The 22,281-nt window shown below is 67.8% G+C and carries 17 protein-coding genes; 4 read left to right on the top strand and 13 right to left on the bottom strand.

Translation table 11 applies throughout. From position 1 onward, the window contains the following. Window positions 1-202: 202 nt before the first annotated feature. The 9 genes from CJZ78_RS05050 to CJZ78_RS05010 all read right to left on the bottom strand — a co-directional run bounded on the left by CJZ78_RS05050 (window position 203) and on the right by CJZ78_RS05010 (window position 5,139). Window positions 203-1,087, bottom strand: coding sequence for a DUF2887 domain-containing protein (locus CJZ78_RS05050; RefSeq protein ID WP_094559792.1), 885 nt, complete (start codon window positions 1,085-1,087; stop codon window positions 203-205). A gap of 491 nt (window positions 1,088-1,578) precedes the next feature. After that, window positions 1,579-1,713: a type II toxin-antitoxin system VapC family toxin gene (locus CJZ78_RS14645; RefSeq protein ID WP_143592846.1), complete on the bottom strand. Its 135-nt coding sequence runs from the start codon at window positions 1,711-1,713 to the stop codon at window positions 1,579-1,581. 160 nt (window positions 1,714-1,873) lie between these two features. Next, the gene (locus CJZ78_RS05040; protein WP_094559790.1) at window positions 1,874-2,248 is read right to left on the bottom strand and encodes a type II toxin-antitoxin system VapC family toxin; all 375 of its coding nucleotides are present in this window, start codon (window positions 2,246-2,248) and stop codon (window positions 1,874-1,876) included. Next, on the bottom strand, window positions 2,248-2,505 hold the full coding sequence (locus CJZ78_RS05035) for a type II toxin-antitoxin system Phd/YefM family antitoxin (RefSeq protein ID WP_233128503.1): 258 nt from the start codon (window positions 2,503-2,505) through the stop codon (window positions 2,248-2,250). The genes CJZ78_RS05040 and CJZ78_RS05035 overlap by 1 nt, the downstream gene beginning before the upstream one ends. Window positions 2,506-2,557: 52 nt before the next feature. Further along, window positions 2,558-2,815, bottom strand: coding sequence for a nucleotidyltransferase domain-containing protein (locus CJZ78_RS05030; RefSeq protein WP_233128502.1), 258 nt, complete (start codon window positions 2,813-2,815; stop codon window positions 2,558-2,560). Between the two features lie 35 nt (window positions 2,816-2,850). Beyond that, entirely contained in the window at window positions 2,851-3,264 is a 414-nt protein-coding gene (locus tag CJZ78_RS05025) for a nucleotidyltransferase substrate binding protein (protein WP_094559789.1), read from the bottom strand. Further along, complete coding sequence (gene gmd, locus CJZ78_RS05020; protein ID WP_094559788.1) at window positions 3,264-4,406, bottom strand: GDP-mannose 4,6-dehydratase; 1,143 nt, start codon at window positions 4,404-4,406, stop codon at window positions 3,264-3,266. Before gmd ends, CJZ78_RS05025 begins: the two co-directional genes overlap by 1 nt. Window positions 4,407-4,644: 238 nt before the next feature. Then, a complete protein-coding gene (locus CJZ78_RS05015; RefSeq protein WP_094559787.1) occupies window positions 4,645-4,845 on the bottom strand; it encodes a hypothetical protein in 201 nt (66 codons plus the stop codon). Window positions 4,846-4,872: 27 nt separating this feature from the next. Beyond that, the gene (locus CJZ78_RS05010) at window positions 4,873-5,139 is read right to left on the bottom strand and encodes a hypothetical protein (RefSeq protein WP_094559786.1); all 267 of its coding nucleotides are present in this window, start codon (window positions 5,137-5,139) and stop codon (window positions 4,873-4,875) included. A gap of 522 nt (window positions 5,140-5,661) precedes the next feature. Here CJZ78_RS05010 and CJZ78_RS05005 point away from each other — a divergent pair. The 3 genes from CJZ78_RS05005 to CJZ78_RS04995 are packed head-to-tail and all read left to right on the top strand — an operon-like array spanning window position 5,662 to window position 10,458. After that, on the top strand, window positions 5,662-6,828 hold the full coding sequence (locus CJZ78_RS05005) for a polysaccharide biosynthesis/export family protein (RefSeq protein ID WP_233128501.1): 1,167 nt from the start codon (window positions 5,662-5,664) through the stop codon (window positions 6,826-6,828). Further along, entirely contained in the window at window positions 6,828-8,531 is a 1,704-nt protein-coding gene (locus CJZ78_RS05000; protein ID WP_094559784.1) for a Wzz/FepE/Etk N-terminal domain-containing protein, read from the top strand. Before CJZ78_RS05005 ends, CJZ78_RS05000 begins: the two co-directional genes overlap by 1 nt. Beyond that, window positions 8,521-10,458 (top strand): hypothetical protein, encoded by a 1,938-nt coding sequence (locus CJZ78_RS04995; protein WP_094559783.1) that lies wholly within the window; start codon window positions 8,521-8,523, stop codon window positions 10,456-10,458. The genes CJZ78_RS05000 and CJZ78_RS04995 overlap by 11 nt, the downstream gene beginning before the upstream one ends. A 7-nt stretch (window positions 10,459-10,465) precedes the next feature. Here the strand turns inward: CJZ78_RS04995 and CJZ78_RS04990 are convergent, their stop codons facing one another. Together CJZ78_RS04990 and CJZ78_RS04985 are read right to left on the bottom strand one after the other, a co-directional pair. Beyond that, window positions 10,466-11,884 (bottom strand): cytochrome P450, encoded by a 1,419-nt coding sequence (locus CJZ78_RS04990; RefSeq protein WP_094559782.1) that lies wholly within the window; start codon window positions 11,882-11,884, stop codon window positions 10,466-10,468. After that, entirely contained in the window at window positions 11,881-13,065 is a 1,185-nt protein-coding gene (locus CJZ78_RS04985) for a hypothetical protein (protein WP_158217032.1), read from the bottom strand. Before CJZ78_RS04985 ends, CJZ78_RS04990 begins: the two co-directional genes overlap by 4 nt. Here CJZ78_RS04985 and CJZ78_RS04980 point away from each other — a divergent pair. Then, on the top strand, window positions 13,042-13,653 hold the full coding sequence (locus CJZ78_RS04980) for an SRPBCC family protein (RefSeq protein WP_158217031.1): 612 nt from the start codon (window positions 13,042-13,044) through the stop codon (window positions 13,651-13,653). The two genes, CJZ78_RS04985 and CJZ78_RS04980, sit on opposite strands and share 24 nt — an antisense overlap. Here CJZ78_RS04980 and CJZ78_RS04975 read toward each other — a convergent pair. Both CJZ78_RS04975 and CJZ78_RS04970 read right to left on the bottom strand, forming a co-directional pair. After that, a complete protein-coding gene (locus tag CJZ78_RS04975; protein WP_094559779.1) occupies window positions 13,643-14,872 on the bottom strand; it encodes a glycosyltransferase family 2 protein in 1,230 nt (409 codons plus the stop codon). The genes CJZ78_RS04980 and CJZ78_RS04975 overlap by 11 nt on opposite strands. Then, window positions 14,869-22,236 carry a type I polyketide synthase gene (locus CJZ78_RS04970; protein ID WP_094559778.1) on the bottom strand — a complete coding sequence of 2,456 codons (7,368 nt, stop codon included), beginning with the start codon at window positions 22,234-22,236 and terminating at the stop codon, window positions 14,869-14,871. Before CJZ78_RS04970 ends, CJZ78_RS04975 begins: the two co-directional genes overlap by 4 nt. Window positions 22,237-22,281 lie beyond the last annotated feature (45 nt).

Raw genomic sequence — 22,281 nt, 5'->3', positions numbered from 1 at the left:
CTGGCTGTCTGCAGGCTGTGACCACTCTGCTCAAGTTCTGCCATCACCATTGAGGGGCTGGCCAGTGCCAGTCACAGATCTAGATCTGGCAGATCGGCTGTGACTCTCATGCGTCCAGCAGTTTGAGCAGCACTGAAGTAGTGACGTGAACGATTCCGTACAAGCTGTACAGAATCCCGAACAGCCGAATCAAGACCCCGTTTCAGGCGTTGGCGGCCAGCCAGGCGGCCAGGTCGGCCGGGCCCTGGAAGTCGAGGAGGGCATCGGCAAGGACTTCCAGCTGCTCCAGCGGTAGGGCCTGGATCTGGGTGGTGGTGGCGCCAGTAAGTGGGCCGCAGCGGCGGTTGAGGAGGCGGAGGGTCACCTTGGCTTCGCCGCGGGCTTCGCCTTCCTGGCGGCCTTCTGCCAGCCAATCCTGTACCGCCCTGGTATGGCGGATCTCTTCTCGGGGGATGCCGGCTATCACCATGATTTGATCCTCGGTGAGTTCAGGAAATCTTTGTACCAGCATAGGCAGTACAACTGTTTTTAAATCAGGGCGACTGGCCAGGATCTGCTGACTGCAAGCTGCCAGTTCGCTCTCGGGCCGCACCGGCAGGGTGAGCAGGTTGAGCAAGGGGTCGAGATTGGGCTGCTGGCTCAGCTCCTCAAGGCTGAGCCACACCACCTGTTGTTCCAAAAACACCTGCAGCGCCTTGGTGGGGCCGAGCTTGAGGCGGTTGTGGGGCGTGATCACCAGCACGGCCCAGTGCTCCACCTGGGGCTGCTGCTGCAGGAAGCGATAGGTCTGCGCCGCCAGGCGGTGGTGGAAGCCTAGATCCGGATGCATCTGCACCTCCAGCAGCACCACGGGAAACTCGGGGCTGCCGGTTTCGGCGCAGCCAGTGCTTTGGCGCGGCCACAAAACACCATCGAGGCGGTGGCTGAGCTCTTTGATCTCGAGCGCCTCAAAGCGATAGAGCCGATCGCCGGGGGCGCCGGGGTCGAGGCCCAGCGGGTTGTCGGCGGCGGCTGAGCCGGGCAGGAGGGCGCGGATCAGGTCGGGGGCGCTCTGGAAAACCCGGTAGTACCAGCGGTCGGTATTCACTGGCTGCGGGCGCTTGCTGGCGAAAAGGTAGCCGCGGGTTAGGGCTGCAGCCCGTGCGGGACCTGGTGGCGCCGGGTGTTGCTGGCAGCAGGAGGCTGAGTGGTTTGTTCGGGCTGGGACGCCTGGCGGCTCAGGGGGGAGTCAACCGCCATCACCATTTGGGCGCCTCTGTGAATCTGTACAGCTGTACAGACTCCAGCACAGCTGCAAATCAGAGGGGGCGCCTGTGAGGGTGCCGCTGCGGTGGTTGAGTTGGCGGAAGGTGACCGCGCCCTGGGTTGCAGCAATCGCGGCGATCTGTCCATCAGCAAAGCCAGGCCGCAATCCCGGTGCCTCAAGGCGAGCGCGCTGTTCGCCATGCCAGAGCGCCGCAGCACTGTCGTAAGGCAGCACAGGCAGGCCGCTTGAGAGCAGGTTCTGCAGATAACTGCGGAACCGCTGTTTTCTGCGGCCGTTGGCCAAGCGCTGGATGCCCTAGCTCAGCTCATCAATCACAGCTCGGCCAGCACCACGGCATCCGGCCGCTCCCGCATCGGTTCAGACAACACGTTGGTGTCGAGCAGAAAGGTCACGCCAGCACTCTCACCACCCCGGTGCGGAATGAGGGGCAGGCCAGTGCCAGTCACAGATTTAGATCCGGCAGATCGGCTGTGACTCTCATGCGTCCAGCAGTTTGAGCAGCATGGGGAAGTATTTGCATCTGCATAGGCAGCACAAACTTGTCCAGATCAGGGCGGCTGGCCAAGATCTGCTGACAGCTGGCCGCCAGCTCGCCGGGAAACACCCTCAGACGCGATGCAGCGACACGTCGTAAGCAGGCCAATGGGCGTCCAATGACAACGCCATCAGACCCTCCACTTGGGCCTGGGCAATCAACAGGCGGTCGAAAGGATCGTGGTGCACCAGAGGGAGCTGGGCAGTTTGAATCGCATGACCATCCAGCACAGGCAAAAGCAACGCAACAGCAGCGAGGCTCTGATCACGAAAGGCAGCGGGTGCCACAGGCAGCTTGCCCAGGCGATGCTTGATAGCCACCTCCCAGATGCTGGCGACGGACACCACGCAAGGGCTCGCTGCCATCAGATCACGGGTTTCGGCGCTCAACCGGGGATCGTCGAGCAGCCACCAGAGCATTACCTGGGTGTCGATCAGCAGGCGCATCAGCTGCCAAACAGCCGTGCAACCTGCTGATCCACAGCCTCACTGAAACCGGCATCCACATGGGCTGGCACGAGAGCGGGCGAGGCAGCAGCCAGAGCTCCAGGCCGCTTCAAGCCGGTAACCGCAGTGCAGGGCACTAACTTCACTTGAGCCTTGCCATGGCTGGCAATAATCACCTCCTCCCCAGCCAGGGCTGCTTTCACCAAGCGCGAGAGCTGGCTCTTGGCATAGAGCATGTTGACCTGAATGATCAGCAACCTCCTTTCTAGCTAGCTCAGCCAGAAATGAGGCCTGAGCGGCAACCGGTCGTTATGGCTGGGTCCAGAGGCAGCGGCCCAGCCGCTGCACATGAGCCTCGAGCTCGACGGGCAGCTCGTGGCGCAGCACCAGATCCACCTGCCAGGGAAGGCACAAATCATCCACGGCGTTCAGCAGCCGCAGGCGATCGCTGTGGCTCAGCTGCGGGGCCTCCAGACAGAGATCCAGATCAGACCCTGGCTGCTCACGCCCCATCGCCCGCGAGCCGAACAGCCAGATGCGCTCCACCTGCGGCTGTGCTGTGAGCACGGCTAGGAGCCGCTCTTGCGCCTGTGCCGGGATGTTTATGGCGCTTCCTCCTGAACCCGCTGCTCCAGCCTGCTGCGCAACTGCTGAAAACAGGGCAAGTAGCAATCGATGATCTGAGCCCCAATGGCATCCGCCGTGGCGCGGTTGTAGGTGTGGCTGGTGAGATTGCGGTCTTGAAGCATCAGCATCCAGGCTTCGCCCTGCTCGATCAGGCCAAGGCGGAAGGCTTCGCGCAAGGTGTCACGCGATCCCAGCAGGGAGGCATCGCCTTGGCTGCGCAATAGATCTCGCAGGGTGTTCCAGGCGAGCTCGTAGGTGTATTCAAACGCCTTGATCAGCCCCTGCTGCTCGCGTTCATTCAACGCCGGAGGCTCCAGGAAATCCTCCAGCCGCTCAAGCGCTTTGCAGTAATTGCTGAAGCGCTGTTGCCAGCGGATGTCCTCCGCCATCAGCCCACGCCAGCTGCGTTGGTGGGTGGGTTTTCCATGGAGCCCACCACCGCGAAGCCCTTGCGGCGCAAAAGGGCCTCCTTGGCAGCCTCTTCTTTATCGGTGGCAACCATCTCGGCCACCAGCTCCTCCAGCGTTGTGGTGGGCGTCCAGCCCAACTTCTCGTGGGCCTTGCTGGGATCGCCGAGGAGGGTTTCCACTTCGGCTGGGCGGAAATAACGGGGATCAATGCGCACCACCACGGCGCCGGTGTCAGCGCGGCGGCCGGTTTCCTCCACGCCTTCTCCCTGCCACTCCATCGCCCCCCATCCCAGCTCACCGGCCGCCAGCTCGATGAAGCGCCGCACCGATTCCTGCCGGCCCGTGGCGATCACGAAATCTTCCGGGATGCCGGGCTGCTGCAGCATCCGCCACTGCATCTCCACATAGTCGCGGGCATGACCCCAGTCGCGCAGCGAATCGAGGTTGCCCATGTAGAGGCAATCCTCCAGGCCTTCGTTAATGCGGGCCAGGCCGCGGGTGATCTTGCGGGTCACAAACGTTTCGCCGCGCCGCGGCGATTCGTGGTTAAACAGAATGCCGTTGCAGGCATACATGCCGTAGGCCTCGCGGTAGTTCACCGTAATCCAGTAGGCATAGAGCTTTGCCACGCCGTAGGGGCTGCGCGGGTAGAAGGGCGTGGTTTCCTTCTGGGGGATCTCCTGCACCAGGCCGTAGAGCTCGGAGGTGCTGGCCTGATAGATGCGGGTTTTGGCGCTGAGCCCGAGCATCCGGACGGCCTCGAGGATCCGCAGGGTGCCGAGGGCATCGGAGTTGGCTGTGTATTCGGGAGCCTCGAAACTCACCGCCACATGGCTCTGGGCGCCGAGGTTGTAGATCTCATCGGGCTGCACCTGCTGGATGATCCGGATCAGGTTGGTGCTGTCCGTGAGATCGCCGTAGTGCAGCACCAGCCGTGGATCGCTCTCGTGGGGATCCTGGTAGAGGTGATCGATCCGGGCGGTGTTGAAGCTGCTGGCCCGCCGCTTGATGCCATGCACCGTGTAGCCCTTCTCCAGGAGGAGCTCCGCCAGGTAGCTGCCGTCTTGCCCGGTGATGCCGGTGATCAGGGCGGTTTTGGCTGCGGTGGGGCTGGAGGTCATCGGGGTGAGGGGGGGGCAGAGGGCGGCGCTGAGGGAAGGCGTCACCGAGCGGAGCAATTAAAGGGCGATGGTTACCTTCGTCTTGATTCTGTACAGCTTGTACGGAATCCAACAGGGCCAACCGATGGGAATCAGGCCCCTGCTCAGGCGTTGATGCCCGCAGGCGTTGTGGGCGGTGGCGCTGAAGAAGGTCCACCTTTACCCCTACCAGGAAGCTGCTGCCGTGATGCGGGGCTCATCACTGCCCGCCAAGGCGTGGGGATCCGCCGCCTGGGCGGTTCAGGGCGATCTCCAGCATCGTTTCCAGCCGGATCACCCGGCCGTTCAGGTCGTCGAGACGGCGTTGCTGCTCCTTCATCAGCCCTGCCATCTCTTCCACCTTGTTGTTCATTCGGATCACGGTGGTGAGAGCCGAGAGAATCCGATCTGTGACACTCATGGCTGGACGCTCAAGGCTTGGCCCTCATCAAGGCTGGGGCTTCATCAAGGCAGTGCGCACCTCGGCCAATGCCGCATCCAGGGTCTGTTCTGCTCGGCTCGTACTGAGTTGGAGCTGATTCAGGGCAGCTTCGAATGCTTCTGCTTCAGCGAGAGCACGGGTATCGGCCTCGGCGTTGCGGTGGGTGGTGTCGCGGTGGGCGTAGGCCGCTCCTGCCTCACGGAAAAACTGGCCGAGCGAGAGTCCAAGGCTGTGGGCCCGATTGGTGTAGGCAGCCTTTTCTGTGGGTGTCATCAACACGGCTACTCGCTCTGTGGCCCGCTCTGTGACTCGATCTCGAGAGAGGCCTGGATCGTTTCGAGCCGCCATGAACACTTGTGCATGATCAGCACATGCTAAGGCGTTTACGGGCGAGCTCCTTGCCGAGGCCTTCATCGAGGCTGGGCCAGGGCGACCACCAGCGCTCCCAGGTGCAGTTCACGCCAGTGACTCGCTCACCTGGATTAGCCATGAAAGTTTCTAAACGCCTTCAGCGTTGGGGGAACAAAGGCGAGAAACACGAATGATCGGAATGGCTTCGAACACAGCAATGGCTTTGAACGGAGCTCGGACGGGAGCTGCGCTCAACCGTCTCGAAACTTCTAATTCAACCACGTCCAGGACAGAAGTGCCGCCCATTCTCCCCAAAAAAAATATGCACATTCCGCATAAATCTCAGAACAGGGATCTCCCTGGCTGCATACGGACCCTAGCTTATGGTAGCTCTGAGCTCAAGCTGCAGTTCTGTTGCACCGCCCATCTCTCTGCAGCATCGGATTGACCCTGGCCCTGGCCGCCCTCCAGGCCCCATTGGCATGGGCTGGTCCCACCCAGGGTTCATCCCCAGCAACGTCCAGCTCCGCCAGGGCCCGCGTCACCTACAACGCCTACATCCTCGGCCCCGGCGACACCCTTCAGGTGGAGCTTCTCGACATCCCCGAGCTCAGCGGCGTGTTCACGATCGGGCCCGACGGCACCATGTATCTCCCGCGCCTGCGGGCCCTTTATGTGGAGGGCCTCACCGTGGAGGAGCTGCGCTACTTCCTCACCGAGCAGTTCCGCGCCTACGTCAAAAACCCGGAGATCTACCTGCGCCCGGTCGGCTACCGGCCGATCCGCATCTACGTGGGCGGCGAGGTGCGGCGGCCGGGGTATTACACGCTCAGTGGCAGCCAGGAACTCGGCAGCCTCTCCAGCGCAGCGGAAGCCAGCCAGCTCGCCGCCGGAACCGCCACGGCTGAAACCCGGCCTGGCCTCAACCAGGTGCCTGGTGCTGCATCTGGAAATGGAATTGGCTTTGCGGGCGGCGGGATCAGCACCTTCGGCGCTCTCTTCCCCACCGTGTTTGACGCCATCCGCACGGCCCAAGGGATCACTCCCTACTCGGATCTCGCCACCGTGCAGGTGACCCGCCAGCAGGCCCTCAGCTCCGGCGGTGGCCGCATCCGCACCCAGCTCAACTTCCTCACTCTGATCACCGAAGGCGACGAATCCCAGAACATCCGCCTCTTCGACGGCGATGTGGTGAGCGTGGGCAAGAGCCCCGTGGTGCTGCGCGATCAACTACTCAAGGCCGGGCAAACCAACCTCAGCCCCCAGTTTTTGCAGGTGTATGTGAGCGGTCGCGTCAAGACCCCGGGGGGCGTGACCCTGCCCCAGGGCTCTTCCCTCAACCAGGCTCTCAACCTCGCCGGCGGCCCCTCCCTGCTGCGCGGCAAGGTGGAATTCATCCGCTTCACCCGCGAAGGGGAGCTCGATCGCCGCCAGTTTGCCTACAACCCCAATGCCCCCAGCGATGCCCCTGCCAATCCAATCCTGATGGCCGGCGACATCATCCGGGTTCAGGAGTCCGCCCTTTCTGCCGGCATCAGTGTGATGAACGAGATCACAGGACCGATTGTGGGCATCTACGCGGTGTACAGCCTGTTCAGGGGGTTCCGCTGATGACCAGCACCCCCGCACCCAGCTCCGCGCCGGCTGACGACGAGATCGATCTCAGCCAACTCGCCGCCGCCCTGGGCCGCCGCTGGCCCCTGATCGCCAAGGTGGCCGGCGGCGCCCTCCTGCTCTCAGCCCTCAATGCCTTCCTCTCCCCGAAGGTGTGGGAAGGGGAATTCCAAATCGTGCTGGCCAGCAAGGAGCCAGCCGGTGGCGGCGGTGCCCAAGCTCTGATGCAAAACAATCCAGGCCTGGCTGGCCTGATCGGCGTGAAGGGAAGCGGCAACCAACTCGAAACCGAAGTCAAGATCCTCGAGAGTCCCTCGGTGCTCAAACCGGTGTTCGACTACGTCAAGCAGGAGAAGCTCCGCGCCGGCGACGACGTTGAAAACTGGCGCTACAGCGACTGGCTGAAGGACAACCTCACGATCGAGCTCGAGAAAGGCACCTCCGTGCTCAACCTCAGCTACCGCGACACCGACCAGGCCAGGGTGCGGCCCGTGCTGCAACGCATCTCCACGGCTTACCAGACCTATTCCGGCCGCGATCGCGAACGCGGCATCTCCCAGGCAATCCGCTACCTCGATGAGCAGATCGCCCGCTATCGGGTGCAGAGCGTGGCCTCCCTGCGCCGGGCCCAGCAGTTTGCGATTGAGCAGGATCTCACCGCACTGCAGGGAGAAGGCCAGGATGATGAAATCAAAAATGCACTGAACATTGAGGCCATTCGTGTGCAGGCTGCCAATGACATTCGCAACGTGAATGAGCAGCTCAAGCAACTGAGCACCCTCGGCGACGACCCCGAGGCCGTGATGTACATCGGTCGCACCATCCCCGAGCTCGCCTCCCAAGGCCTGCCAGCAACCCTCGATGCGATGGACATCAGTCTGGCCTCCTTACGGGCCAAATTCACCGACAAGGAAGACAGCATTCGCCGGCTCAAGGAGCGGCGCCGGGTGCTGATCGAGACGTTGAAAAAGCAGACCTTCGGCTATCTCCAAGCCCGCCGCACCGCGGCCCAGGCCCGCATGGCCGCTGCCGAGCGGCCCAAGGGGGTGCTGATCCGCTACCGCGAGCTGCTGCGCGAAGCCGCCCGCGATGAAGCCACCCTCACCAAGCTGGAAACCGAGCGCCAGGTGCTTGCGCTCGAGCAGGCCCGCAAGCAGGAGCCCTGGGAACTCATCTCCACCCCCACCCTCCTGGATCGGCCCGTGGCGCCCCGCAAGGCCCGAATCCTGGCCTTGGGCCTGCTGGCGGGACTAGTGGCAGGCAGCGGCGCCGCCCTGCTAGCGGATCGCCGCAGCGGCCGCGTGTTCGCCGACGATGAACTGCAGAGCCTGCTGCCCGGCCCCCTACTGGCCCGCCTCGATGGCTCCAGCAGCGCAACCCTCCAGGCCGATCTGGCCCTGCTCAGCCAGGGGGTGCTGGCCGGTAGCCGGCAGCTGGCCCTGATCCCCCTGGGCCTGCAGCCCCAGGAGCCGCGGCTGCAGCAGCTGCAGGCGATCCTCAGCCAGCAGTTGCCTGGCGCCCAGCTCCACTGCAGCACCGATCTGCTCGCCGCCGGCCGCTGCGATCACCAGCTGGTGGTGACAGCCCCCGGCGCCGCCACCCGCCCCCAGCTGGCCCAGCTGCGCCAGCAGCTCGAGCTCCAGGGCCGCCCCCTCACCGGCTGGCTGCTGCTCACGGCCACGTCCACCAATGCGGCCTGAGCGGCGCGCGGCCACCCTCGCCGGCTTCGGCGCCCTGAGCCTGCTGCCCCTGGCCAGAGTTGCCGCCGAGCCCGTGCAGTGGCAGCCCGTGCCAGGCCCCACTGCGCCCAGCTCCACCACCGTGCCCTTTGAGCCAGTGCCGCCCGGGCCCGCCGGCAGCAGCGAGCCCCCCAGCTGGACCCCCGTCGACAGCCTCCAGGCCCCGCTCGCTCCGCCTACCTGGGAGGCGCTACCAGAAGGGGCGATCCCGCTCGATGGGGCCAGCCCCACGCCGAGCCCCCAATCCGCCGCCCCCAACAGCTTTGCGGAAGCCGAGGAGCGCCTCGCCAACCTGATGCCCACCTGGGCCGATTACCTGCTCCTGCTGCGCCTCGGCCAGCTGCCCACCGCCGTGTTGCCGGACATCGGCGGCGATCAGATCAGCTTCCAGCAGGTGAGCCCCGGCGATGGCGGCGCCGCCGGCGGCTCCGGCAACCAAAACTACGCCGCCCGGCTCGATCTGGTGATCAGCCCCAACCTGCTGTTCAGCGCCACCTACACCTACGCCGACGACCCCCTCTTCGCGCCGATCCCCAGCCGCCCCGCCAACCTCTGGACCGTCTACGGCGGCAGCCTGCGGGCCCGGCTGGCGGGCCAGGGCGAGGGCGCCGGCAGCTGGCAGCTCGCCGCCGAAGGAGCCCTCGAGCTCTTCACCGTGGGCAGCGGCTGCGGCGGCAGCGTGAGCTGCGATGACGCCGGCACGCCCAACATCTTCAACAACTCCGGCCAGTCCGTCTTCACCCGCAACTGGATCGGCGCCCTCTCCCTGCCCCTCTCCTGGCAGGCCAACCGCAACCTGCAGCTCTCCTTTGTGCCAGCGGTGAGCTTTTTGCCGGGCAGCCAGGGGGCCGACCAAGGCGGCGCCGGTGAGTTTTACGGCACCAACATCAGCCTCGGCCTGGGCGCCAGCTACCGCCTCGGCAACCAGGTGCAGCTCTTCGGCTCCGCCATGCTGCCCCTCGGCCCCGGCAACAACGCCTTCGATGGCGATCTGGTGTACTCGCGGGTGCCGATCCTCTCGGCCGGCGCCAACATCGCCGTCAACCCCCGCATTGGTCTGGAGGCCAGCATCACCAACGGCTTTGGCCTTAGCCCCGCCACCGCCATCCTCGCCCTGCCCAGCGCGCCCTCGGAGCCCATGCTCAGCGCTCGCTTTTCCTGGAATCCCGGCGCGCTCGATTCCCCCAGCCCCCGCTACACCCCCCGCCAGGCCTCCCTTGCCCTCGGTGGCCTGTTCGTCAACACCGCCCTCACCCCCGCCAACGGCACCACCCAGATCTGGCTGAATGGCGACAGCCGCGGCAACCTCTTTGCCGGCAGCGGCTATTCGGTGTCGAACGACTTCCAGTTCCAGCTGGCGGCCGGTGTGTTCAACGGCATCGAGCCCCGCAATTCCTTCGTGAACACCTTCGCCGGCGACGGCGGCCTCAACCTGCGCTTTGGTGGCAAAGCCATGGTGTTTCGACCCTCCAAAGGCCTGCCGCTCTGGGCCGCTGGCCGCATCTCCCTCGGCCGCAATGAAGACGAGAGCAGCAAGCAGGGCTACCTCTTCTTTGAAACCATGAACACCTGGGAGGCCACCCCAACGCTGGCCTTTCACCTCAACCCCAAAGTGGCCTGGAGTGGCAGCGGCACCAGCTGGGGCGTCGGCCTGGCCGCCAACCTGCAGCTCGGGCCACGCTTTCAGCTGATCCCGGAAGTGAATCTGGTGGCCACCGACCTCGGTGGCACCAACGGCACCAACGGCTCCATCGCCCTGCGCTGGCTGGCCTCGAGCAGCACCACCGTGGATCTCTACGTCTCCAATGCCGCCGGCCTGCTCGATCTCGGCCAGCTGCTCGGCAACGACCAGCTGCGCGTCGGCGCTCGGCTGGGCTTCAGTTTCTGAGGCTGGGCTAGGGGAGGCGCTGCAAGCGCACCCGGATGCCATTGCGGGAGCGCAGCGTGAGCCGCGCCACCAGCTCCGGCTCGTGCTCCGGATCGGGCAGCACCGCAAAGCGCCGCACCAGCTCGGCCAGCACCAGCAGCGCCTCCTGCTGGGCAAAGGCAGCCCCCGGACACTTGCGCGGCCCCAGTCCGTAGGGCAAAAACGCATCGCGGGCCCAGCGGCGATCGTCAGCACTGGTGGCCTCGTCAGCCGGTGCGGCGTCGGTCAGGAAGCGCTCGGGCCGGAAAGCGTTGGGCTCGCTCCAGTGCTGCTCATGGCGCTGGATCACCCAGGGGGAGAGGGTCACCAGGGAACGCATCGGGCAGCGGCTGCCCGCCAGCTCCGTGTCGGTCTGGGCCTCCCGGATGAAGAAGCTCACCGGCGGGTAAAGGCGCAGCGTTTCGTTGAAGATGGCGGCCCCATAGCTGAGCTGGCGCAGATCCTCAAAGCCCAGCGGCCGATCCGGCGCGCCGGCCCGGGAGCCCAGCACCTGCAGCACCTCAGCGCGCAGGCGCTGCTGCACCTCCGGAAACCGGCCCAGCAGATACACCGCCATCCCCAGGGAACTGGCGGAGGTTTCGTGGCCCGCCAGAAACAGAAAGCACACCTGATCCACCAGCCCATCGCGGCTGAAGCGGGCGCCGCTCTGGGGATCGCGGGCCTCGATCAGGGCCTGCAGCAAATCCTGGGGGCTGGAGCGCTCTGAGCTGTGGTCACCAGTGTCGAGTCGGGCCTCGATGGCGGCGGCAATCCAGGCGCGGATCGGGGCGGCATGGGTGGCCAGGTAGCCCTGCAGCCGGCGGCGCGGCAACCGCAGAAAGCGCAGCATCAGGGCCCGGCCTGCCCGTTTCTGGTAGCGGGCAAACGCCGCAAAGATCGCCTCGGCCTCCGCCCCCTCTAGCGGCCGCGACAGGATCGTGCGCACAATCACATCGGCCGTCACCAGGGTCATCTCGGCGTCGGCATCAATGGAGCCGCCATCCACCTGGGCCTCCAGCCGCGCCATCAGGGCCTCCACGGCCCCCTCCATCTGGGGCAACACCCGCTGCAGCTGGGCCACCTGGAAGGCCTGGTCCACCAGGCGCCGCTGCTGGGCCCACTCCTCACCGTTCACCGAGAAGATCGCCCGGCCGATCAGCGGCTCCAGGATCCACAGGGTGTAGGGGTGCTTGGGGAAGGCCTCCACCGCGCTCACCATCACCTGGCGCACCGCCGCCGGGTCGTTCACCAGCAGCAGGTTCAACCCCATAAACCGCAGCGCCCCCACAGGGATGCGGAAGTCCCATTCGTTCAGCAGGCCAAACCAGGAATAGAGGCCGCGACGGATGCGGCGCAGAAAATTCGGGGTGTAGGGCTCCGGCGGCGGATAAACGGGCTCGCGGGTCATGGGGCCAGCAGCAGCTCCTCGATCAGGTCGAAGCCGCCGCTGCGCTCCGGCGCCGCCGTGCGCAGGTATTCGAAGTGCAGATCAAATTGGTGGCTGAGCAGCGCCCCCAGGCTGGTGAGCCCCTGACGCTGGGCCAGGGGAATCAGCCGCAGCTCCGGATAGGCCCCAGCCCCCGGACGGGGCACGCCACAGCTCTGGTAGGGGTCCACCGCCGCAAAGCAGAGATAGTCGTCGCGGGAGGTGAGATCCAGCCAGGGCAGCCGCGGCTCCTGGGCCAGCAGGGCCAGGTCGGCATGGAAGCCGCGGGCCTTGCCATGCACCGCCAGGTTGGCCAGGTTCTGGCCCAGGCTGAGCAACCGCAGCCGCCCCGCCAGCTGCTGGTCGGCACCCTGGCGCCGCAGCTCGGCCGCCAGCATCGCCATCACAAACGAGCCGCTGCTGTGGCCCGCCAGCCACACCTGGGCCGCCGGGTCCTGCTGCTCGAGGCTGAGGATCCGCTCGGCCAGCTCGGCCACCCGCCCCCGCAGATCGCCATCGCGGGCCTGGCCGAGCCGGTGGGTGAAGCGGATCGAACGGAACAGCCACACCACACCCAGGGCCTCGGCCAGACGCCAGGCCTGCCAGCAACCAAGGACCACCAGAGCCAGCTGCAGGCCATGCAGAACCAGTGCGGGTAACTGCCACGCCGCAGCCACCACGGCGAGCAGGGCGCAGCCCAGGGTCAACACCACAGCCACCATCCCAACAAACAAGGTGGGATACAGGCCGCACAACGCCACCCGTTGCGACCAACGCCGCATCTTCCAATAACCGCCCCCCAGCAGATACCAGGCGTAAATCCCGATCCCATCCCACAGCAACACCAGCGGGCTCTTGGGCCAATGGGCCCGGGCGATGTCGTCCCAGTGGAGGAAGCAGAAATCGAGGCCCAGGGCGCCGTGCTCGCGCACCTGCCAGCGGCTCAGCAACCGGTCAACCTGCTGGCCGCGACGGTGGCCCACCTGCAGCCGCCGGCCGCTGCGCCGCTTGAGTTGGCGCACCTGCTCGCTGAACAGGCGGTAGTAAAAGCTGGCGCCGCGGGGATCAAAACCGCTGAGGAAGTAGATCCGCCGCCGCGGTTGGTCCTGGTCAACAATGACGAGATCCGCCTGTACGCCGTGCTGGTCTTCCGCCTGCTGCAACGACGCAATCTCCCCGGCATGCTGGCGTTCGCGATCACCTTACAGGCACTGCCAGGGGCGGGCCTAGCCGCTGTCGCAGCACCGCCTCCAGCACCCGTGCAGCTGGCCGCCGCCAGCCCCGCCCCAGGCCGGGTGAGCCTGCAGGGCAAGCAGGGGCGCTACACCGCCTCAGTGCAGGTGCCGGTGTCGGCCCAGAAGGCCTGGAGCGTGCTCACCAACTACGAGTCGATGGCCGGTGTCATGCCGGACATCCAGCAGGCCAAGGTGGTTAGCCGCTCCGGCCGCAGCCTGGAGCTGGCCCAGACCTACCAAGCCCCTTACACCTTCGGCCAGCGCATCAAGGCGCGCCTGCGGGTGCAGGAAACGGCCCCCAGCCAGATGAGCTATCAGCTGATCAGCGGCGACCGCATCAAGGAGCTGCAGGGCACCTGGACGATCACCCCGGTCAAGGGTGGCGTGATCGTGAAACACCAGATCGAGGTGGTGCCCGAGATCCCCGGCTTCCTGATCGGCACCTACTACGACCTCACCGAAACCAACCTGCGCCAGTCGATGCAGATCCTCGCCAAGCTCATGCTCAAGGGCTAAGCCGCGCCACGCCGCGGCCCTGCACCCGGTAGTGGACGCCGCGCCACTCCACCCGCCGGGCCAGGGCCGCCCGCAGGGTGGCCAGCCCATACACCCACTGGGTGAGCGGCAACCAGCGCAGCAGCCGCCAGGCATGGGCGAGATCCGGCCGGGGCAGGCGGCCACCCAGGGGCTGCAGGGCCCGGGCCGCCACCGCTTCGATCAGCAGCAGCAGCGCCACACAGCCAAGCTCGTAACCCAGCAGCGCCGCCAGCAGCAGGCCCCCATCGGCCAGCCGGCCCAGCAGCAGCGCCGCCAGCGCCACCAGCAACGCCACCAGCACCAGCAGGGCGCTGCCTAGGCCATGCAGGGCCACCAGGGGCCAGGCCGGGTGGTGCAGGCGGGCGGTGAGCAGTTGGCGGCTGATCCAACGCCGCAACGACCGCAGGGCGATGCCGTCGTCGCGGTCGAGGGCGATCAACTCCGGCCGGAATTCGTAGCGCCAGCCGCAGCGGGCCAGCGGGGCCGGCAGGGCCGTGTCCTCGCAGAGGCTGGTGGCGAGCACCGCCCGCCAGCCGCTCGGCTCGATCAGGCTGCGGCGCACCGCCAACGAGCCCCCCCAGGGGATGACCAACAGGGTCATCATCACCAGGGCGCCGCTGTTCCAGATCGCCCGCACCAGCCCAGGGCCGCTGCCCTGCTCCGGCGCATACCAACGGTTGCCCGACACCGCCCCGACGCCGTTCTGGCCGCAGCCCGCCGCCAGGGCCGCCAGCCAACCGGGCGCCACCACCGCATCGGCATCCACCAGGGCCACCAGCTCGGTGGCCGCATCCAGCTCGCCGAAGGCCTGGCGCAACGAGGCGCTCTTGAGCGAACCCTGGGCCTGCCGGGCCGCCAGGGGGGTGAGCCGGGCCGCCTGCCAGCGAGCGTGGCCCTCAGCCTCCAGCCGGGCGATCGTGTGCTCGGCCAGGGGCCAGGCCGGATCCTGGCGGGAATCCACCACCACCAGCAGGCGCCAGGGGCCCGGGTAGGTCTGCTCCGCCAGGGCCGCCAGGGCCGCGGGCAGGCTGGGGTCGGCGCCCCGCAGGCACAACACCACCTCGGCCGCCGGTGCTGGCTGGGCCAGGCCGGGGGGCCGCCGCAACCGCCGCCGCACCACCATCGCGAAGGCGAGCGTGAGCAGCAGCTGCAAGCCGAGGGTGGCCAGCAGGGCGCCGGCTAGAAGAGAGGCGATCAAAGCGAGGCGACGCCGGTGATCAAGCTGCGGGCATAGGGGCCGATCAGTTCCTCGAAGCCCGGGCAGCGCACGCCATGGGCCGCCAAGGCCGTCACGGTGGCCAGGCAGCTGGGCCGCGCCCGCACCCCGGCCTTATTGAGCTCGGGGTAGGTGAGCTGCTCGTCGCCCCAGCGCCGCACGAAGAAGGCGCGAATGCCGTGCAGGGGGTTGGCCGGATCAGCATCGATCGCTTCGAGCCAGCGCTCCATCGACACCAGCTCCAGCGGCGCCCCCCGCTCGATCAGGTTGCCAAGCAGATCGGCCAGCAGCATCGGCTGGGGGTGTTGCAAGTGCACGTTGCGGCCCACCGCTTCCGGCGTCCAAGCCAGAGCCGTAACCGCATCGGCCACGTAGTCCACCGGCACCAGATCCAGCTCCCAGGGCAGATCGGGCGCCATGCCCAGAGCTAGGCAACCCCGCAGCAGCCGGTGCAGCAGGTCGTCCTGGTGCCAAGCGCCTGTCTGGGAATGACCCCCAATTAGGGGCGGGCGATACACCGTGACCGGCAACCCGGCAGCCCCAGCGGCCAGAACCCGCCGCTCACTCACCCACTTGGTTTGGGAGTAGCCCACGTGGATGCCACGCCACTCGGCCACGTCGTCGCTTTCCAGTACCGCCCGGTTGCGATAGGCGGCCGCCTCAAAGGCCGCCACGCTGGAGATCAGCTGCACCGGCAGGGGCCCGGCGGCCGCCGGATGCACCGCCAGGTCGAGCACGGTTTGGGTGCCGCCCACATTGGCGGTCTCCAGCTGGCTGTAGGGCGCCATCTGGCTGAGCTGGGCGCCGTTGTGCAGGATTCCACCAATGCCCGCGGCCAGTTCGGCAAAAACCTGGTACGACAAGCCAAAGCGGGGTTGGGCCAGATCACCGGGCACCGCCACCAACCGCTCGCCCCAGCTCTGCTGCCAGAGGCCGTAGTGCTCGAGGTTGGCGCGCACCCGCGCCACACCGCTGGCGGCATCAGCGGCGCGCACCAGGCAGCGCACTTGCAGCCCATCCCAACGCTGCAGCTGGCCCGCCAGCAGGTAGGCCCCCAGAAAGCCCGAGGCGCCGGTGAGCAGGATCGCCTCGCCGGGGGGCGTTGGCGCCGCTGAGCTGGTGGGAGCTGGGGTGGCAGATGGGGTGGCGGGCAGGCTCCAGCTGGCGGGCAGCTGGGCCTCCTGGCCCAGATCGAGCACCCGATCGGCACTGCCGGCGGGGTCCACCAAGGTTTCCAGCAGCACCGCCGCCAGGGCCTCGATCGTGGGATCCCCCGCCAGCGATTCGAGCTCAAGCTTGACGCCCAGGTCGCGCTGGATGCCGGCTGCCAGTTCCACGGCCATCAGCGAATCGAGGCCGATATGAAACAGCGAATCGCCCGGATCGAGGCTGGAGGGGTCCTCCAGGCCCATCACCGTGGCCAGGCGCTGTTGCAGCAGCTCCACCACCAGGCTGGAACGTTGCTCGTCGTCGGCCGCGGCCAGCTGGCGGCTCAGGGCCGCTCCCTCCCCTCCCTCCTGGCCGGTGGCGCCGGCATCCAAGAGAGGTTGCAGCACCGCCGCCTGACGACTGCCCAGTTGGCCGGCCAGCCGGGGCCAGTCGTTGTGGAGCACCGCCACGCAGCCGGGCCGGCCCCGCTCGAGCAGCAAACCCAGGGCCTCAAAGGCCTGCTGGGGCGGCAGCAAGCCCACCCCGAGGGCCTGGAAGCGCCGCTCCAGGCCCTCGGCCATGCCGGCGCCGGCCCAGGGGCCCCACTGCACAGACAGCAGGGGGAAGCCAGCCTGATGAGAAGCCTGGGGTCCGGCGGCGGCCAGGCCATCGAGGGCCCCATTGGCGATGGCGTAGCTGGTTTGCCCGGGCGAACCCAGCAGGGCCGCCATCGAGGAGAAAGCCACGCCAAACGCCGGCCGACAGCCCGCCAGCTGGCAGGCCTGCTCCAACCGTTGCCACCCGCCCCATTTCGGGCCGATCACCGCCGCCTGCCGCGCGGGGCTCTGCCCCTCCAGCAGACCGTCGTCGAGTTGGCCGGCCGCATGGAACAGGCCCGCCAGCGGCTGGCCCCGCAACACCTCAGCCAGCTGCTCCGGCGAATCAGCCGCCAGGTCGAAAGCCACCGCCACGCAGGTAACGCCCTGGCTGCGCAGCTGCTCCACCAGCTGGGAATCGGGCCGCCGGCCCACCAGCACCAGGGAGCGGGCGCCGCGGGCCGCCAGCCAGCGGCAGAGCTGCTGGCCGATGCCGCCAAAGGCACCGGTCACCAGGTAGGTGGCTTCCGGGCCAATCAGCCAGGGAGCCGGCCGCTCGCCCTGGCTGATCACCACCTTGCCCACGTGGCGGGCCTGGGCCATCAGCCGGAAGGCCTCAACGCTGCGTTCGATCGGGAAGGTCTGCATCGGGATCGGCGCGTAGTGGCCGGCTTCGAGGTCGGCCAGCAAGTCCAGCAGCAAGCCCCGCACCAGGGCCGGATCCGCCGCCGCCACCTCCAGCAGGTCGAAGGGCAGGTAGCGGGCATCAGGGCGGCGCTGAACCGCCTCCTGGCGGCTCCAGATCTCGATCTTGCCGAGCTCCACAAAGCGACCGCCTTCGGCCAGGGCATCAAAACTCGCGTCCACCCAGTCGCCCTTGAGGCTGTTGAGCACCACATCCACGCCGCGGCCGCCGGTGGCATCCAGCACCTGATCGCGGAAGTCGAGGCTGCGGGAATCGAACACCGCCGCCACCCCCTGGGCCAGCAAGCCAGCCTGCTTGGCCTCACTGGCGGTGGCCAGCACCCGCGCACCACAGCGCAGGGCCACCTGCAGGGCCGCCTGGCCCACGCCGCCCGCGGCCGCGTGGATCAGCACGGTTTCCCCCGGGCGCAGCTGGGCCAGGTTCTGCAGGCCGTAGATGGCGGTGAGGAAGGCGGTGCTGACGCTCGCCCCGAGGGCCGGATCAAGGGTCGCTGGCAGCGGCACGCACAGTGCAGCGCGGCAGACCACGTGGCTGGCCAGGCTGCCCACCGCCAGGGCCGCCAGCAACCGCTGACCCACCAGGGCCGGATCCACACCAGCACCCACCGCCACCACCCGGCCCACACATTCGCCGCCATAGGGCATGCGGGCGCCGGCATCCATGCCCAGCTGACGGCTGTAGCCCGCCAGCAACCCCAGGGCATTCAAGACATCGCGGAAGTTGAGGCCCGTGGCCTCCACCGCTAGCTCCAGTTCCCCCGCACCGGGGGGCTGGCGCCTAAGGGGCAGCGGCCGCAAGGTTTCCAGGCTGCCCAGGGAGCCGCTCTCCAGCCGGAATGGCCGATCCGCCAGGGGTTGCAGCCGCTGCACCCAGGCCCGGCCGTCACGCCAGGCCAGCAGGGGCTCCCGCTCGCCCAGGCCCAGCAGGGCGGGCCAATCGGCCGGAGCCGGCGGGTCCCCATCGGCGAGATGCAACACCGTCCAGCCCAGGGCTGGCTGCTCCAGGGCCGCCGAGCGGGCGAAGCCTGCCAGGCCCGAGGCCAAAGCACCACCGCCCTCGAGCACCAGCCACACCGGCCGGGCCGCAGCTGCGGCCAGCTGCTGGGCCTGCAGCAGCAACTCGGCTGCCAGTGCCTCCAAGCTGACGCCGTCCTGGCCGAGGTCGGGCCAAAGCAGCAGCGGTTCGGGGCCGGCATCCGGCGACAACTCCAAAAGTGGCGCCTCCAGCGGTGGCGCCACCTGCCAGTGGCTGGCCAGCAGCCAATCCTGGGGACCCGCCTCGAGAGCCTCGGCCGGTAGGGGGAACAACCACTCCAGCGCCTGGCGCGGCAGCCGCCGCAGACGGAACCCCCGGATCCAGCCCAGAGTCGCCTCGCCATCGTGCAGCAGCAGATCGGCCCGCACAAAGGCGGGTTCCTCACTGGGCTGGAGCCGCACCTGGCAGTGCAGCCGATCGGGCAGGGGCAAGGCCGCCAGCCACAGGGCGTCCAGCCCCACCGGCAACAACAGCTGCCCCTGCCGCACCGCGGGATCGAGCAGCACCGCCACCGCCTGGAAACAGCTGTCGATCAGGCCCCGGTCGAGGCCGCCGACCGGCCGCTCCAGCACAGCCCAGGCCTGGTCCTCAGCCACCTGCAGCTGGCTCAGGCCCCGGTAGCTGGGGCCATAGGCCAAGCCCGCCGCGGCCAGGGAGTCGTAGAGGCCAGCCAGATCCACCGGCGTGGCCGTTGCTGGCGAGGGCGCCACATCCAGGGGCGCGTCCGCGGCGGATGCACCCCCCACCGCCACCTCGCCATGGCCCAGCCAGGGGGCCACCGCCGGGCTGTCGGGGCGGCTGTGGAAGCTGATGCTGCTGGCTCGCCAGTGGCACTGCAGGCGCTGATCAGCCGGCTCGCCAACCAACTTCAGCGGTTGGTCGAGCTGCAAGGGCCCGAGCGCCAACGGCTCACCCGCCTGCTTCAGCAGGCCCAGTGCCGCCGTGATGAAGCCCGCCGCCGGAAACACGGCCTGGCCGCGGATGCGGTGATCACCCAGGTCGCTGCCCAACGTGCGCAACAGGGCCTGATATACGGCCCCATCCCCGGGGAGGTCGAGCCGCACCATGGGCTCGGATTGGGGGGACGTGGGCGTAGCTACCGGGCTGGCGGAGGCAGTTAAAGCGGCAGTCACGGGGGCCGTGATGCCCAGGTGGTCGAGCCAGAAGCTGGCGGGGGCAGCGGCCTCGCCCTGGCGACTCCACCAGTAGCGCTGCTTCTCGAAGGGATAGCCCGGCAGGGTGACCCGCCGGTAGGGGAAGGGGCGGTGGAAGCCCTGCCAGTCGACCGTGAAGCCACTGCGCCAGAGCCCCCCAAGGCTGGTGAAGATCGCGTCCCAATCCGACTGACCGGGCACCAAGGAGGGCCAGTAGCTGAGCGCCGGATCGTCGCTGCACTGGCGCGCCATGCCAATCAATGTGGGGCGGGCGCCAATTTCCAGGAACACCTGGGCTCCCTGGGACACCAGGGTGTCCACCCCCTCGGCGAATCGCACCGGACTGAGCACCTGGTCGCACCAGTAATCCGGCTGGGCCATTTCGGCACCAGCCAGCTGGCCGGTGAGCGTGCTCACCAAGGAGCGGTTGGGCGGCGAGAAGCTGAGCTGGCGCAGCTCCCGCTCGAAGGCCTCCAGCATCGGTGCCATCGCCTGGGTGTGGAAGGCGTGGGACACCGCCAGCTGGCGGGCCTGCAGACCGGTGGTTTCGGCATCGGCCAGCAGCCGCCGCAGCGCCGCCGTGGGCCCGGCCACCACCGTGTTCAAGGGGCCGTTGTAGGCCGCCACGCTCACCTCGCAATGGCGGGCAAGCAGGGCCCGTACCCGGTCGTGGGGGGCCAGCAGCGCCGCCATGCCACCGGCTGCCGGCAGGGCCTGCATCAGCCGGCCGCGGGCAGCCACCAGCCGGCAGGCGTCCTCCAGGGAGAAAACCCCGGCCAGGTGGGCCGCCAGCACCTCGCCGATGCTGTGGCCCATTAACAGATCCGGCCGCACCCCCCAGCTACGCCACAGCTGGCTGAGGGCGTAACCCAGCGCAAACAGGGCTGGCTGGGTGGCGCCAGTTTGGTTCAGCCGGGCCGCCGCCTGGGCCTCATCGCCACTGCGGGGCTTCAGCAAATCGCGCAACGGCTGGTCCAGCTGGGGATCCAGCAGGGCCGCCACCCGCTCAAAGGCCTCCCGGAAGGAGGGGTGCTCAAGCAGCTCCTGGCCCATCGCCAGGGCCTGGGACCCTTGACCGGTGAACAGCCAGGCCAGCTTGCCGGGCCGCCGCGAGGCCGTGGCGCGGGCCAGCCCCTCCGGCAGGGGGCGCTGGTCGGCCGCTAGGGCCTGGAGCTGGGCGAGCAGCTGGGCGTTGTCGCGCGCCAGGCAGACCGCCCGCTGGCGGAATCCGGTGCGGCCCAGGTTGGCGGAGGCGGCCAGGTCAGCCAGTTTCAAGGTGGGCTGGGCCTGCAGCTGCCCGGCCAGATCCCGTGCCACCTGTGCCAGGGCCTCGGGGGTGCGGGCCGACAGGCTGAGCAACTGCAGCGGCATGCGTGCGCCAAAACGCATCGGCGGGCGCTGCTGGGGGGCATCAGCGAGCACCACATGGGCATTGGTGCCGCCGAAGCCAAAGGAACTCACCCCCACCACCGTGGCCCGCTCTGGATAAGGGAAGGGCTCCAGGCTGGTCTGCACCTGCAGCTTCAGGCCTGCGAAATCAATCGACGGATTGGGCCGGCGGCAATGGAGGCTGGGGGGTAACTGCCGTTTGGCCACACACAGGGCCGCCTTGATCAAGCCGGTGATGCCGGCGGCGGTTTCGGAGTGCCCCAGGTTGGTCTTGATCGAGCCCACCCGGCAGGTCTCCCCCTCCGGTCGCCCCTCTCCAAGCACCGTGCCCAAGGCCCGCAGCTCGATCGGGTCGCCCTGACGGGTGCCCGTGCCGTGGGCCTCCACATACTGGGTAGCGGCGGGATCGATGCCGGCACGGGCAAAGGCGGCGCGCACACAGGCGATCTGGGCCCGGGCGTTGGGGGCCACCATGCCGTTGCTGCGGCCATCGGAGTTGACGGCCGAACCGTGAATCACCGCATAGATGGGATCGCCGGCGGCCTGGGCTGCCGCCAGCGGCTTGAGCAACACGGCTCCAGCCCCCTCCGAGCGCACATAGCCATCGGCACTGGCATCAAAGCTTTTGCAGCGGCCATCGGACGCCAGCAGGCCGGCCTTGCAGAAACTCATCTGGATCCCAGGGTGGATCAGGGCCTGCACGCCCCCCGCCAGGGCCGCCTCCGATTCCCCCCGCCAGATGCTTTCGCAGGCCAGATGCACCGCCACCAGGGAGGAGGAGCAGGCCGTATCAACGGTGAAGCTGGGGCCCTTGAAGTCGAAGAAATAGGAGAGCCGGTTGGCGGCGATGCAGCCGGTGTTGCCCGGCAGCACAAAGGGTTCGTTGTCGGGGGTGGTGTAGCGCTCGCGCGACGCCCAGAGCAGGGAGCTGTAATCGGCACTGGAGATGCCCATGAACACCCCGACCCCGGTGCCGCGCACCTGCTCGAGGGGTAGGCCCGCATCCTCGAGAGTTCGCCACGCGACCTCCAGCAACAGGCGCTGCTGGGGATCCATGCACACCGCTTCCCGCGGAGTGATGCCAAAGAAGGCGGCATCAAAGCGGTCGATGTCGTGAACAAAGCCCCCCTGGCGCACGTGCTGGGTGAGCGGATGGGCGGGATCAGGGTTGTAGTGCAGGTCGAGATCCCAGCGTTCCGGCGGCACCTCGCCGATCGCCTCACGGCCATCCCTCAGAAACTTCCAGAAGCGTTCCGGAGAATCGATCCCACCCGGGAGCCGACAGCCAATTCCCACGATGGCAATTGGTTCAGGCATGGGATGGTGCGAATTCGCTCCATTCTCACCCAAGGGCTTAACCCA

This window comes from Synechococcus sp. 8F6, assembly GCF_002252665.1.
GTDB lineage: Bacteria > Cyanobacteriota > Cyanobacteriia > PCC-6307 > Cyanobiaceae > Cyanobium_A.
This window is presented reverse-complemented; position numbering and strand designations above follow the sequence as displayed.